At 68.5% G+C, this 11,778-nt stretch carries 14 protein-coding genes and 2 tRNA genes; 11 read left to right on the forward strand and 5 right to left on the reverse strand.

Annotation, left to right across the window (positions count from 1 at the left end):
• Positions 1-81: 81 nt before the first annotated feature.
• The 8 genes from Q8M88_RS16960 (at position 82) to Q8M88_RS16995 (ending at position 3,503) form a co-directional block, all read left to right on the forward strand.
• Complete coding sequence (locus tag Q8M88_RS16960; RefSeq protein ID WP_305598334.1) at positions 82-582, forward strand: DUF192 domain-containing protein; 501 nt, start codon at positions 82-84, stop codon at positions 580-582.
• Positions 579-1,031, forward strand: coding sequence for a PaaI family thioesterase (locus tag Q8M88_RS16965; RefSeq protein ID WP_305598335.1), 453 nt, complete (start codon positions 579-581; stop codon positions 1,029-1,031). Before Q8M88_RS16960 ends, Q8M88_RS16965 begins: the two co-directional genes overlap by 4 nt.
• A gap of 58 nt (positions 1,032-1,089) precedes the next feature.
• Positions 1,090-1,166: transfer RNA gene (locus tag Q8M88_RS16970), tRNA-Pro, on the forward strand.
• Positions 1,167-1,177: 11 nt separating this feature from the next.
• The gene (locus tag Q8M88_RS16975; RefSeq protein WP_305598336.1) at positions 1,178-1,507 is read left to right on the forward strand and encodes an ETC complex I subunit; all 330 of its coding nucleotides are present in this window, start codon (positions 1,178-1,180) and stop codon (positions 1,505-1,507) included.
• Between the two features lie 97 nt (positions 1,508-1,604).
• Positions 1,605-1,681, forward strand: a tRNA-Arg gene (locus tag Q8M88_RS16980).
• A gap of 157 nt (positions 1,682-1,838) precedes the next feature.
• A complete protein-coding gene (locus tag Q8M88_RS16985; RefSeq protein ID WP_305598337.1) occupies positions 1,839-2,297 on the forward strand; it encodes an SRPBCC domain-containing protein in 459 nt (152 codons plus the stop codon).
• Positions 2,298-2,389: 92 nt separating this feature from the next.
• Positions 2,390-3,022 carry a glutathione S-transferase family protein gene (locus tag Q8M88_RS16990; protein WP_305598338.1) on the forward strand — a complete coding sequence of 211 codons (633 nt, stop codon included), beginning with the start codon at positions 2,390-2,392 and terminating at the stop codon, positions 3,020-3,022.
• A gap of 112 nt (positions 3,023-3,134) precedes the next feature.
• Positions 3,135-3,503, forward strand: coding sequence for a PRC-barrel domain-containing protein (locus Q8M88_RS16995; protein ID WP_305598339.1), 369 nt, complete (start codon positions 3,135-3,137; stop codon positions 3,501-3,503).
• A 21-nt stretch (positions 3,504-3,524) separates the two neighbouring features.
• Here the strand turns inward: Q8M88_RS16995 and Q8M88_RS17000 are convergent, their stop codons facing one another.
• Genes Q8M88_RS17000 through Q8M88_RS17020 form a run of 5 tightly spaced genes read right to left on the reverse strand, consistent with a single transcriptional unit; the run spans position 3,525 to position 8,625 of the window.
• Positions 3,525-4,379 (reverse strand): kinase, encoded by an 855-nt coding sequence (locus Q8M88_RS17000; RefSeq protein WP_305598340.1) that lies wholly within the window; start codon positions 4,377-4,379, stop codon positions 3,525-3,527.
• Complete coding sequence (gene metC / locus Q8M88_RS17005; RefSeq protein ID WP_305598341.1) at positions 4,379-5,539, reverse strand: cystathionine beta-lyase; 1,161 nt, start codon at positions 5,537-5,539, stop codon at positions 4,379-4,381. Before metC ends, Q8M88_RS17000 begins: the two co-directional genes overlap by 1 nt.
• Positions 5,536-6,384: a 3-mercaptopyruvate sulfurtransferase gene (gene sseA / locus Q8M88_RS17010; protein ID WP_305598342.1), complete on the reverse strand. Its 849-nt coding sequence runs from the start codon at positions 6,382-6,384 to the stop codon at positions 5,536-5,538. Before sseA ends, metC begins: the two co-directional genes overlap by 4 nt.
• Before the next feature lie 2 nt (positions 6,385-6,386).
• Positions 6,387-7,385 carry a cysteine synthase A gene (locus Q8M88_RS17015; RefSeq protein ID WP_305598343.1) on the reverse strand — a complete coding sequence of 333 codons (999 nt, stop codon included), beginning with the start codon at positions 7,383-7,385 and terminating at the stop codon, positions 6,387-6,389.
• 43 nt (positions 7,386-7,428) lie between these two features.
• Positions 7,429-8,625: a cyclopropane-fatty-acyl-phospholipid synthase family protein gene (locus tag Q8M88_RS17020; RefSeq protein WP_305598344.1), complete on the reverse strand. Its 1,197-nt coding sequence runs from the start codon at positions 8,623-8,625 to the stop codon at positions 7,429-7,431.
• Positions 8,626-8,873: 248 nt separating this feature from the next.
• On the opposite strand from Q8M88_RS17020, the gene kdsA reads away from it, so the two are divergent.
• The 3 genes from kdsA to Q8M88_RS17035 form a co-directional block, all read left to right on the forward strand.
• Positions 8,874-9,728, forward strand: a complete 855-nt coding sequence (gene kdsA, locus Q8M88_RS17025; protein WP_305598345.1) for a 3-deoxy-8-phosphooctulonate synthase — start codon at positions 8,874-8,876, stop codon at positions 9,726-9,728.
• Between the two features lie 33 nt (positions 9,729-9,761).
• Positions 9,762-11,234 carry a D-glycero-beta-D-manno-heptose 1-phosphate adenylyltransferase gene (gene rfaE2, locus Q8M88_RS17030; protein ID WP_305598346.1) on the forward strand — a complete coding sequence of 491 codons (1,473 nt, stop codon included), beginning with the start codon at positions 9,762-9,764 and terminating at the stop codon, positions 11,232-11,234.
• The coding region (locus tag Q8M88_RS17035; protein WP_305598347.1) for an NAD-dependent epimerase/dehydratase family protein at positions 11,231-11,778 on the forward strand (548 nt) is incomplete at its 3' end. The genes rfaE2 and Q8M88_RS17035, both read left to right, overlap by 4 nt.

The following is an 11,778-nucleotide window of genomic DNA, read 5'->3' on the forward strand; positions in this document are numbered from 1 at the left end:
GGAGGTGGCCTCGCCACAGGCGAGGTCGGAGGGGGCGCTTAGGTTGCGCGATGGGCGCTCCAGGCGCTAGGCAGGGTCATGATGCGCTTAGCCCTCCGTCGCTCCCTCTCGATCGTCTGCGCCGCCCTGGCGCTGGCGCTCGGCGCCTGCGCCACGCCGACCTCGGCCAAGTCTCCGGCCTGCGTTCCCCAGCCCCAGCTCGGCAAGCTGGAGCCGCTCGAGATCGTCACCGGACAGGGACGCGCCAGGCTGATGGTCGAGGTGGCGGACAGCCCGCGAGAACGGGAGCGCGGCATGATGTGCCGCACCGCCATGGCGGCCGACCGCGGCATGCTTTTCGACTTCAAGACGCCGCAACCGGTGGCGTTCTGGATGGAGAACACGCTGATTTCGCTCGATATGGTGTTCATTCGCGCCGACGGCCGGGTGCTGTCGATCCAGAGAAACGCGCGCCCGCTCGACCGCACGCCCTTGCCGGCCGGCGGCGTGGTCCTGGGCGTGCTGGAAATCCCCGGCGGACGCGCGGCCCAACTCGGCGTGCTGCCGGGCGACCAGGTGATGCACCGGATCTTCCCGAAGTGAGCGACGGCGAGGATCAGCGGCCCGAGCCGCCGGTGGGCTTCCTGGAGGCTCCGAACCGGGGGCCGTTCATGCTGCACAATGGCCCAATGTTCCAGAACCTCGATAATCCGGCCGCGCCGAGGCAGGCGTTCTTCGCGCTTCAGAGACACGCCAACACCATGGGGCTGGTGCACGGCGGCATGTTGTCGGCGTTCATGGACACGGTGCTGGCCCAGGCGGTGCAGAAGGTCACCCTTCGCGCCGGCGTGACTGTGCATCTCAGCGTCGATTATCTGGACGCCGCGCGTCCCGACCACTGGGTGATCGGCGAGGGGCGGGTGACGCGCGAGACCCGCGACGTGGTGTTCGCCGAGGGCGACGCCTGGTGCGGCGACCGCCACGTGGCCCGCGCCACCGGGCTGTTCAAGATGATGCGTCGCCGCCCTTTGGACGACGCTGTGACGCCGTAGCGTTTGCCGTGGAGGCAAAACGCTTATAGGCAACGCAGCTTGCCGGCGCCCGGCCAGTCGGGGCGTAGCGCAGCCTGGTAGCGCATCTGGTTTGGGACCAGAGGGTCGGAGGTTCGAATCCTCTCGCCCCGACCACGGCGCCGGTAGTGGAACGACCCAAGGGACTGCTCATGCTCGCGCGCATCTATCGCCCGTCCAAGACCGCCATGCAGTCCGGCAAGGCCAAGACCAAGGACTGGGTGCTGGAATTTGAGCCGGCGCGGGCGCGTCGATCCGACCCGCTGATGGGCTGGACCGAAAGCACCGACATGAACGGCCAGGTGCAGCTCGCGTTCGACACCCAGGACGAGGCCGTCCGCTACGCCCAGGCCCACGGGCTCGCCTTCCAGATCGCCCAGGCCAAGACGCCCAAGCGGATCATCAAGACCTACTCCGACAACTTCGCCTTCGGCCGCAAGGTGCCCTGGACCCACTAGCGATCCTGAGGTGTATTTCTGGCGAGTCTCTAGCCGGGCGCGGCGATTGTTCGCTTGCACGCCCACGCCCGAAGCCCTACCGGGCGGATGTCTCCGAGCGCCCGTAGCTCAACTGGATAGAGCACCCGCCTTCTAAGCGGGCGGTTGCAGGTTCGAGCCCTGCCGGGCGCGCCATGATCGGCTACGGCGCATTGTCACCAACATGGCAGGTCGGTGGTCGGCGCGATGCGATGAGACTGTCCGAAAGGCCTGTTGCCCTGCGCGTCAGGGGTCCCTTACGTTCGCGCCGTGACGACGATGGGCGTTGGCTTCCTGGGAGAGGGATCAGGTCATGGCGCACGACGAGCGACCCAGGGCGCGGGTGACAATGCTGATCAAGGCGCCGGCGCAGGCGGTGTTTGGGGCCTTCATCGACCCGGCGGTGCTGGCGAAGTTCTGGCTTTCGTCGGCGTCTGCTCCGTTGAGCGTCGGCGAGCCCGTAGAATGGCGATTCATGGTGGACGGCGCGACGGCCAGACCGGTAGCGACCCGCCTCGTTGTCGATGAACACATCGCCTGGCGGTGGTCGGATGGAACGGTGCAGATCGATCTCGCCCCGTTTGACGGCGGAACCGCGATCACCGTGATCAACGAAGGCTTTCCAGGCGACCAGAACGCGCAGATGGAAGCAGCCCTCGATGCGACCGAGGGCTTCTGCATCGTGCTCTGCGACCTGAAGACCTTGCTGGAAAGCGGCCGATCGGCGGGTCTGACCCGCGCGAAAGCCCAGCTGATCGAAGCGCGACGCTGAGATCGACTTTCGACCCGTCTCGGACGTTGACCGAGGCTGCCAAGGCGTGGCCATCGCATGGTTCGGTGGAGCGATACAGGAGGCGCGCTGCGATGAGCGGACTGATCATCTGGACCTACGACTGGGTGCCGGAAGGCCCACGCGGCTTCGTGCGCGATCTCAGGCTGAGATGGGCGTGCGAGGAAGCGGGTCTCGGCTATGAGGTCCGCACGATCCCGTTCGAGGGCCGCGAGACCAATCATCTCGATCGCCAGCCGTTCGGCCAGGTCCCTTTCCTGGATGACGGAGGGCTGGAGATCTTTGAAAGCGGAGCGGGACTGCTGCACCTGGCGCGCAAGAGTGAGACGCTGATGCCGCGCGATCCGGCCGGCGAAGCTGAAACACTGCAGTGGACGATCGCCGCGCTCAATTCGATCGAGATGGTCAGCGTACCGTGGTGGTTCCTGAAAGTGAGCGGAGACCAGGACAACAAATTGACCGGCTGGATGACACAGCGCCTCGAGCACCTGGAAAGAGTTTTCAGCGAGCGGACGTGGCTGGCGGCCGGCCGTTTCACCGTCGCCGACCTGCTGATGGCGGATGTGCTGCGGGTTTCCGACGTGCGCGCGTTCGGTGATCGGCCCGCGACTGAGGCCTACGTGAAGCGTGCAACCGAGCGCCCTGCTTTCAAAAAGGCGCAGGCCGACCAGATCCGCTTGTTCGAGTCGGCTGACGCATCGCGCTGAGCCACAAACGCGCACGCGCGCTTGGCGCACGGGAACGGCCGCGCTTCCCGCCCGTTCCCCAGGGGCATGTCGAGCGGTCCCGCCGGGACCGCCGTGCTTCGTGGGGATCCCGATGTCCGAAGCTCCCAAGCCGTCCGAGCATGACCTGATTTCGGCCCATCGCGTCGAGGGCGCGACCGTCTACAGCGCCGAGGGCCGCACTGTCGGCGTGATCCGCAACCTGATGATCGAAAAACAGAGTGGTCACGTCCGCAGCGCCTTGGTCTCCAAGGAGGGATCGTCCGGCGCAAACCAGTGGCTGGCGCCGGTACCCTGGTCGGAGTTGCGCTACGACACCGGCCTAGGCGGCTACGTGGTCGACGCGACCAAGCTGGAGAACGCTCCTTGGGTCGAGGGGGACGCGGCGCTCGAGAGCGACCTTCCCTGGCGCGGGAAGGTCTACAGCCACTGGGTGGCGCAAAACTATTGGGGCATGAGCTGATCGTAGTCTTGCGGCGCCGACTCAGGGGATGGGGCTGCGGCGCTCATCCAGCCGGAACACGAGGTCGGCGCGGGCCGGCATCTCGTTCAGGATGTGGCGGGTGATCCGCTCGTAATGGGCGATGAAGCGGGCGATCTGGGCGTCGCTCATCACGCCGGGGGCGTCTGGCGCGCGCAGGCGCAGCTTCGCCTCCTGCTCGATGCGCCATGCGAGCACGGTCTCGAACCCCGGCGCCTGCAGCAGGACCAGGGTGTCGAGCCTACCGAACAGCGCCTGGTAGGGGCCGGCCAGCGCCGTGTTGATGTAGCCGCGCCATACGCCACCTGCGTCTTCCTGCGCCTCCAAAGCGTTGATCGGCGTTGCGAGCGCCTCCACGCGCTGCGCAATCGCGCCGACACACCAGCCTTCGAACAGGATCACGTCGGCGGCGCCGTCGAACGGCTCCCACTCGGCGGAAGCGCGGCGGGTGTCGCGGCCCTTGTCGAAGCGTGGGATGCGGGTCTCGCCTGGCGTCTGCAAGGATTGCAGCGTCGCCTCGCCCAGGGTCACGTCGTGGGTGCCTGGCGGACCGCGGGTGGCGAGCAGGGGATGCACTTGGGCGGCGAGGGCCTGACGAGCCTCGCGGGTGAGGTACAGGTCGTCCAGCGACAGCACGGCGCAACGCAGACCCTGCTGGGCCAGCAAGCGTGCGGCGACGGCGGCGACGGTGGATTTGCCGCTGGCCTGGCTGCCGCACAGGCCCACGGTCACAGGACGGGCCTTCGCAGCGGCCAAGGCGGCGATGTGTTCGACGAACGGAACGCAGATCGCCTGGACGCTGGCCCGAAAGGCTTCCGGCAGCCGCTCGGCCGCCATGAAGCCGTCCAGCCAGTCCATCAGCCGGCGTGGCTCGCGTAGACCGCGAGGGCCTGGGCGAGGTCGGCGACCAGGTCGCCCGGGTCCTCCAGTCCGATGTGCAGGCGGATCAAGGGGCCGGGGTAGTCCCGCAGGTGGTCGCGGCAGTGGAGCTGCTGGTCGCAGCCGATCGCCAGGCTCTCGAACCCACCCCAGGAGAAGCCCAGCCCGAACAGCTTCAGCGCGTCCAGGAAGGCGTCCACCGCACTTTGAGGCCCAGGCGTGAGGGCGATGGCGAACAGGCCGCAGGCGCCGGCGTAGTCGCGGCTCCACAATGCGTGCCCGGCGTCGCAGGGCAGCGCCGGGTGCAGCAGGCGCACGACCTGCGGATGGGCCGCCAGCCACTCGGCCACCGCGAGGCCGCTGGCGCCCTGTCGCGCGAGCCTGACGGGCAGGGTGCGAAGGCCGCGCAGGATCTGGTAGGCGTCGTCGGGCGACACCGACCAGCCCAGATGGATGATGCCGGCCTCCAGCGCGTCCAGCAGGCCTTTGTCGCGAGTCGCGGCCGAGCCCATGAACACGTCGGAGTGGCCGCCGACGTACTTGGTCAGCGCCTGGGCGCTGATGTCTACGCCGTGCTCAAGCGGCTTGAACAGATAGCCGGCCGCCCAGGTATTGTCGGCCAGCGTCAGGATGCCCCGCGCCCGGGCGAGCGCGGCGATGGCCGGCACGTCCTGCATCTCGAAGGTCAGCGAACCTGGCGATTCCAGCACGATCATCCGCACGGCGGGGCCGGCCTCGCCGACCAGCGCCTGCGGCGACTGGCGAGGATCGTAAAAGCGCACCGTGACGCCGAAGCGGCCGAGCACACGCTCGCAGAACCGGCGGGTGGGTTTGTAGATGGTGTCGCAGACCAGCACCTCGTCGCCGGCCTTCAGCACCGCCAGCATGGCGCCGGTGAGCGCCGCGAGGCCGGAGGGATAGAGGGTGACGCCGCTAGCGCCCTCCATGGCGGCCAGCGCGTCGCAGAGCGTCGCCTGCACGCCCAGTCCCTGACGGCCGTAGGTCACCTGATGGTCGTCGTACAGCGCCGCGGCGTTGGGCATCAGCACCGTCGATCCGCGCTGGATCGGCGGGCCGACGGTCTTGACCAGCGTCTCGGGCGCTGCGCCCAGACGGATCATGCGGGTCTCGTCCTTCATCCGCCGGTCGCCACGGGGGTGTCGACCAGCCCGCCCCATTCCGTCCACGAGCCGTCGTAGACCGGCACACGGTCCATGCCGACCCGCGCCAGGGCGAGCGCCAGCACGGCGGCGCTGACGCCGGAGCCGCAGGTGGTGACGATCGGGCGCTTGAAATCGACGCCGGCCGCCTCGAACGCCGCGCGCAGGGCGTCCTTGTCGCGCATCCGGCCATCCTGCGTGAGCAGCGTCTGCCAAGGCACGTTGCAGGCCCCGGGCATGTGACCCGAGCGCAGGCCCTCGCGCGGCTCCGGCGCCTCGCCGCGGAAGCGCGGGACGGCTCGGGCGTCGACCAGTTGCTCGTAGCCGCTTCCAGCGACGATGGCGCGGACCTCATCGAGATTGCGGACCAGGTCGCTGTCGAACGAGGGTTCGACGCGCGCCGGGGATATGGCGGGTTCGCCCGCTTCCACCGCGCCGCCTTGCGCCACCCAGGCCTTAAGGCCGCCGTCGAGCACATAGACGCGCTCAAAGCCCGCGATGCGCAGAGTCCACCAGACCCTGGGGGCCGAGAAGATGCCCTGGCCATCATAGACCACCACCCGGTGGTCGCGGGTCAGGCCCAGGTCTCCCAGCGCCTCGGCCAGCGCGTGGGGATTGGGCAGCATGTGGGGCAGGTCGGTGTCGGGGTCCGATATGGCGTCGATGTCGAAGAACACCGCGCCGGGGATGTGCCCTTGGCGGTACGCCTCGCGACCGACGCGCGCGTCGCCGGGCATGAACCAGGTGGCGTCGACGACCCGCAGGTCTGGCTCGTCAAACTCGGCCGCCAGCCACACCGCCGAAACCACAGGGTCTTGCACCATGACTAGAGCCAGTTCGGGGTCGGCAGGCCACGTTCGGCCAGGAAGGACGGGTTGTAAATCTTGCTCTGATAGCGAGAGCCCTGGTCGCACAGGATCGTCACGATGGTGTGCCCGGGCCCCAGGTCGCGGGCCATGCGGATCGCGGCGGCGACGTTGATCCCGGTCGAACCGCCCATCACCAGACCCTCGTGCTCGACCATGTCGTAGATCGCCTGCAGCATCTCGTCGTCGGCGATGCGGTATGCGCGGTCGACCTTCAGGCCCTCGAGATTGGCGGTGATCCTGCCCTGGCCGATCCCTTCGCTGATCGAGGTCCCCTCCGATTTCAGCTCGCCATCTGTATAGTAGCTGTAGAGCGCCGCGCCGTGGGGGTCGGCGAGGCCGATGGCGACGTCCGGCTTCTCAGCCCGCAGCGCTTCGGCGACGCCGGCCAGTGTGCCGCCCGAGCCCACCGCACAGATAAAGCCGTCGATCTTGCCGTCGGTCTGACGCCAGATCTCGGGGCCCGTGGTCTCCACGTGAGCCTGACGGTTGGCGACATTGTCGAACTGGTTGGCCCAGATCGCGCCCGCCGGCTCCTTGGCCGCAAGTTCCTGCGCCAGCCGGCCCGAATAGCGCACGTAGTTGTCGGGGTTGGAGTAGGGGAGCGCATCCACTTCGACGAGCTCCGCGCCATAGAGGCGGATCGCGTCCTTCTTCTCCTGGGACTGGGTGCGCGGGATGACGATCGTGGAGTTGTAGCCCAGCGCCTTGCCGACCATCGCCAGCCCGATGCCGGTGTTGCCGGCGGTGCCCTCGACGATGCGGCCTCCCGGCTTCAGCAAGCCCTGTCGCTCGGCGTCGCGCACGATGTACAGGGCCGCGCGGTCCTTCACGGACTGGCCTGGGTTCATGAACTCGGCCTTGGCGAGGATCTCGCAGCCGGTGGCCTCGCTCGCGCGGCGCAGGCGGATCAGCGGGGTGTTTCCGATGGCGTCAAGGACGCTTTGGGCGACAGTCATGGCCGCTGTTTAATCGGCCGCGCGCGTCAGGAACAGAGGGGTTTCAGGGTTTGGCGAGGCAGAGCTGCACGACATTCGTGCGCCCCGTGCGAAAGCCCGCCTCGCAATAGCTGAGGTAGAAGCGCCACAGGCGGTGGAAGCGTTCGTCGAACCCCTGGCGGCGGATCTCGCCCCAGGCGGCCTCGAAGCGCGTGGACCATTCCGTCAGGGTGTCGGCGTAGTGCTGGCCGAACACCTGCGTCTCGCGCCAGACGAGGCCCGCGCGGTCGGTTTCCCGGCGCAGCCGAGCTTCGCTGGGCAGCATGCCGCCGGGGAACACATAGCGCTGGATGAAGTCGGCGCGGCGCCGGTAGTCTTCGAACAGTTCGTCGGCGATGGTGATGATCTGCAGGCCCGCGCGGCCGCCGGGCGCCAAAACCTGGCGGATCTTGTCGAAATAGGCCGGCCAATAGCGCTCGCCCACCGCCTCGAACATCTCGATTGAAGCCACCCGGTCAAACGAGCCCTCGACGTCGCGGTAGTCGATCAACTGGATATCCGCGCGCTCCGCCAGGCCCTGTTCGAACATGCGACGGCGGGCGAAATCATACTGCTCGCGCGAGATGGTGATGGCTGTGACCTTGGCGCCCACCTCGCGGGCGGCGAACTCGGCGAACCCGCCCCAGCCGCAGCCGATCTCCAGCACGCTCTGGTCGGATTGCAGGTCCATGGACTTGGCCAGGGTGCGGTACTTGTTGGCCTGGGCCTGCTCCAGCGGCTGGCCGGGTCGCGCATAGCGCGCCGACGAATAGGTCATCGTCGGGTCCAGCCATTGCGAATAGAAGGCGTTCCCGAGATCGTAGTGGGCGTGGATGTTGCGCCGCGCGCCGCGCCGGGTGTTGGCGCGAAACAGCCGCCCGACCCGGTTGAGCACCTGCATCACCGGGTGGCCTTCGACGACGCCGCTGAGGCGGTCCCAGTTCAGGCTGAACGCCACCAGCAGGGCGGAGAGGTCAGGCGTGTCCCATTCCTCAGCCATGAAGCCCTCGGCGAAGCCGATGTCGCCGCCGGTCAACACCCGGCGCATGAAGCGGAAATCGCGGACGATCAGGGTGGCTTCGGGTCCGGACCTCGCGCCTTCGATGCGCAGCTCGCGGCCCGAGGGCAGCACGAAGGTCACAACGCCGGCGACCCAGGATCTGGCGATGATCCGCACCGCCTGTCGGAAGGCCGCTGGCGCGCCGGCGAGCTCCGGCAGCATGCGAAACGCCCGTGCGGACGCCGCCAAGCTGGTCACTGAGGTTCCCTGAGCCATACTCATCGTACAGTCACGCCCCACCAATTCTGACAGATCATAGCATTTCCAAATCAAGGGTGGGAGCGGGCGCCCGCAACAGGTGTACGGGGGGCCGGCGGCCACGGTTGCAGAGGCGTTGTGGATTGTCGCTTGTCGGCGCTTGAGCGGCGCGCCACTTAGCGGGCCTGAGCCGCCGCAGACCGGGAACGCCCATGGCCGTCTTGAAGCTGGACCGCTGGAACATCGCCATCGGCGACGGCCAGCCGCTTGTGGTGATCGCTGGACTCAACGTGCTCGAGGACCTCGACCTCGCGCTGTCCACGGCCCGCCACCTGAAGGCGGTCTGCGCCGACCTCGACCTGCCGTTCGTGTTCAAGGCGAGTTTCGACAAGGCCAATCGCTCCTCGATCAAGAGCTATCGCGGACCGGGGCTGAACGCGGGCTTGGCGATGTTGGCGGAGGTCAAGGCCCGCGTGGACGTGCCGATCGCCACCGACCTGCATGAGATCGATCAGGTCCGCCCGGTGGCCGCACTGGCCGACCTGGTGCAGATCCCGGCGTTCCTCTGCCGCCAGACCGACCTGGTGACCGCCGCCGCCCAGGCGACAGCCGCGGCCGGCGGACTGCTGCATGTGAAGAAGGGCCAGTTCCTGGCGCCCTGGGACACCCGCAACATCCGCGACAAGATCCGCGAGGCGGTGGATCGCGACATCCTGATCCTGTGCGAGCGCGGCGCCTCGTTCGGCTACAACAACCTGGTGGTCGACATGCTGGCGATCCCGGAGATGCAGCAGTTGGGCGTGCCGGTGACCATCGACGCGACGCACGCGGTGCAACTGCCGGGCAGCGATCCGCGCTCCAACGGCGCGTCCACCGGCGGGCGGCGCGATGGGGTGCCGATCATCGCCAAGGCCGCCGTGGCCTCCGGCGCGGACGGCGTGTTCCTGGAGTTCCATCCCGAACCCGACAAGGCCCTGTGCGATGCGCTGAGCTGTCTGCCGCTGGATGGTGCGCGAGCGCTGCTCACCACCTTGAAGGCGGTGCATGCGGCCGTGCGGGCTGCTTGACCGACCGCCCCCTGGGCCGCACAGGCTAACGCCATGGATTTCTCCGCCCTGCAGCACCTCCTGGATCAGGTTCCGGGCCGGCGCGTCGCCTGCGTCGGCGACCTGATGGTGGACCGCTTCGTTTACGGCGACGTCAGCCGCGTCTCGCCCGAGGCGCCGATCGCCGTGCTCGCCCGCAGACGTGAGCTGGTGATGCTGGGCGCGGCTGGCAACGTGGCGCGCAATGTCGCTGCTCTCGGTGGTTCGGTGGCGCTTGTGGGGTTGGTCGGCGGCGACGCCGACGGCCACGAGGCGGCGCGCTTAGTCGGCGAGGAAGCCGGCGTCGAGGGCTATCTGGTCACCGATCCCGATCGGCCGACGACGCTGAAGACCCGCTTCGTCTCCGGTGGCCAGCAGCTCCTGCGGGTCGACCTCGAGGAGAGCCGCCCGGTGAGCGGAAACGTCGAACAGCGGCTGATCCGCACGATCCGCGACGCCGCGGCGGGCGCCGGCGTGATCCTGCTGTCGGACTACGGCAAGGGCGTGGTCACCGACGCCGTGATCGCCGCCTGCCACGAGGCCGCCGCCGCGCAGGGCGCAAAGGTGGTGGTGGATTCGAAGGCGCGCTCGTTCGCCCGCTATGGCGACATCGACCTGGTCAAGCCGAACGCCGCGGAGTTGGCCTACGCCACCGACCTGCCGACCGAGACCGACGCGGAGCTCGAGATCGCCCTGGCCCGCGCTCTGGAGCTCTGGTCGACACGCGGCGTCGTGGTCACCCGGGCCGGCAAGGGCGTCTCGTTGGCGCTGCGGGGCGAGCCTGTCAGGCACTTCCCGACTGTGGCGCGCGAGGTGTTCGACGCCTCCGGGGCGGGTGATACAGCGCTTGCCGCCCTGGGGCTGGCGCTGGCTGCCGACGCGTCGATCGTCGAGGCCATCGCTTTCGCTCAGCTCGCCTCAGGGGTCGCGGTGGGCAAGGCGGGAACCGCAACCGTCACGCCGGAAGAACTGATGGAGGCCGCGCTCTCAGCGCACTTGGCGCCCGCCGAGGCCAAGATCGCCACCGCCCAGCGGATGGCCGACGAGGTCGCACGCTGGCGCGCCAAGGGCCTGCGTGTGGGCTTCACCAACGGCTGCTTCGACATCCTGCATCGCGGCCACGTGGCCTATCTCGCCCAGGCGCGGGGCTGGTGCGACCGGCTGATCGTCGGTCTGAACTCCGACGCCTCGGTGCGCAGTCTGAAAGGCGAGGGGCGCCCGGTGAACGACCTGGAATCCCGCGCCCTGGTGCTGGCGGGCCTGGGCAGCGTTGACCTGGTCGTGCCGTTCGAGGATGCGACGCCGGTGAAGCTGATCGAGGCCGCTCGCCCCGACGTGTTGATCAAAGGCGCCGACTACGCCGAGGACGAGGTGGTGGGCGGCGACCTGGTCAAGGCCTGGGGCGGCGAGGTGCGGCTGGCCAACCTCGTCGACGGTTATTCCACCACGGCTGCGATCGCCCGCATGGGCGCCAAGGAGAAGACATGACCCGCCGCATCGCGTTCGTCACTGGCGGCGCCGGCTTCATCGGCTCGAACATCGTCGCCCGGCTGGCCCAGGATCGCTCGCTGGACGTGGTGGTCTGCGACCGCCTGCGCGAGGCGGAGCTGGGCAAGTGGCGCAACATCGCCAAGCACCCGATCGGCGACTTCGTGCCGCCGGAGGACATGTTCGAGTGGCTGGACAAGCGCTGGCGCGACATCGACGTGGTGATCCACATGGCCGCGGTGTCATCGACCACCGAGCCTGACGCGGACAAGATCGTGCGTTCCAATTTCACCTTGTCGCGCGATCTGTTCCGCTGGTGCACCGACCATCAACGCAGGATGATCTACGCCTCCTCGGCGGCGACCTACGGCGACGGCGCGCAGGGCTTCGTCGACAACAACGACCTGGAGGCCCTGATCGGCCTTCGCCCGCTCAACACCTATGGCTGGTCGAAGGCGCTGTTCGACGTCTTCGCCGCGCGTCAGGCGGCCCGCGACTACGCCCCGCCGCAGTGGGCGGGTCTGAAGTTCTTCAACGTCTACGG

The sequence above is a fragment of the Phenylobacterium sp. genome (assembly GCF_030693805.1).
Lineage (GTDB): Bacteria > Pseudomonadota > Alphaproteobacteria > Caulobacterales > Caulobacteraceae > Phenylobacterium.

What these genes read in the sequence shown, in the direction of transcription:
- Q8M88_RS16960 (WP_305598334.1), top strand. Translation starts at nt 82, where the DNA reads ATGCGCTTAGCCCTCCGTCGCTCCCTCTCGATCGTCTGCGCCGCCCTG.
- Q8M88_RS16985 (WP_305598337.1), top strand. Translation starts at nt 1,839, where the DNA reads ATGGCGCACGACGAGCGACCCAGGGCGCGGGTGACAATGCTGATCAAG.
- Q8M88_RS16990 (WP_305598338.1), top strand. Translation starts at nt 2,390, where the DNA reads ATGAGCGGACTGATCATCTGGACCTACGACTGGGTGCCGGAAGGCCCA.
- Q8M88_RS16995 (WP_305598339.1), top strand. Translation starts at nt 3,135, where the DNA reads ATGTCCGAAGCTCCCAAGCCGTCCGAGCATGACCTGATTTCGGCCCAT.
- Q8M88_RS17000 (WP_305598340.1), bottom strand. Translation starts at nt 4,379, where the DNA reads ATGGACTGGCTGGACGGCTTCATGGCGGCCGAGCGGCTGCCGGAAGCC.
- metC (WP_305598341.1), bottom strand. Translation starts at nt 5,539, where the DNA reads ATGAAGGACGAGACCCGCATGATCCGTCTGGGCGCAGCGCCCGAGACG.
- sseA (WP_305598342.1), bottom strand. Translation starts at nt 6,384, where the DNA reads ATGGTGCAAGACCCTGTGGTTTCGGCGGTGTGGCTGGCGGCCGAGTTT.
- Q8M88_RS17015 (WP_305598343.1), bottom strand. Translation starts at nt 7,385, where the DNA reads ATGACTGTCGCCCAAAGCGTCCTTGACGCCATCGGAAACACCCCGCTG.
- Q8M88_RS17020 (WP_305598344.1), bottom strand. Translation starts at nt 8,625, where the DNA reads ATGCTGCCGGAGCTCGCCGGCGCGCCAGCGGCCTTCCGACAGGCGGTG.
- kdsA (WP_305598345.1), top strand. Translation starts at nt 8,874, where the DNA reads ATGGCCGTCTTGAAGCTGGACCGCTGGAACATCGCCATCGGCGACGGC.
- rfaE2 (WP_305598346.1), top strand. Translation starts at nt 9,762, where the DNA reads ATGGATTTCTCCGCCCTGCAGCACCTCCTGGATCAGGTTCCGGGCCGG.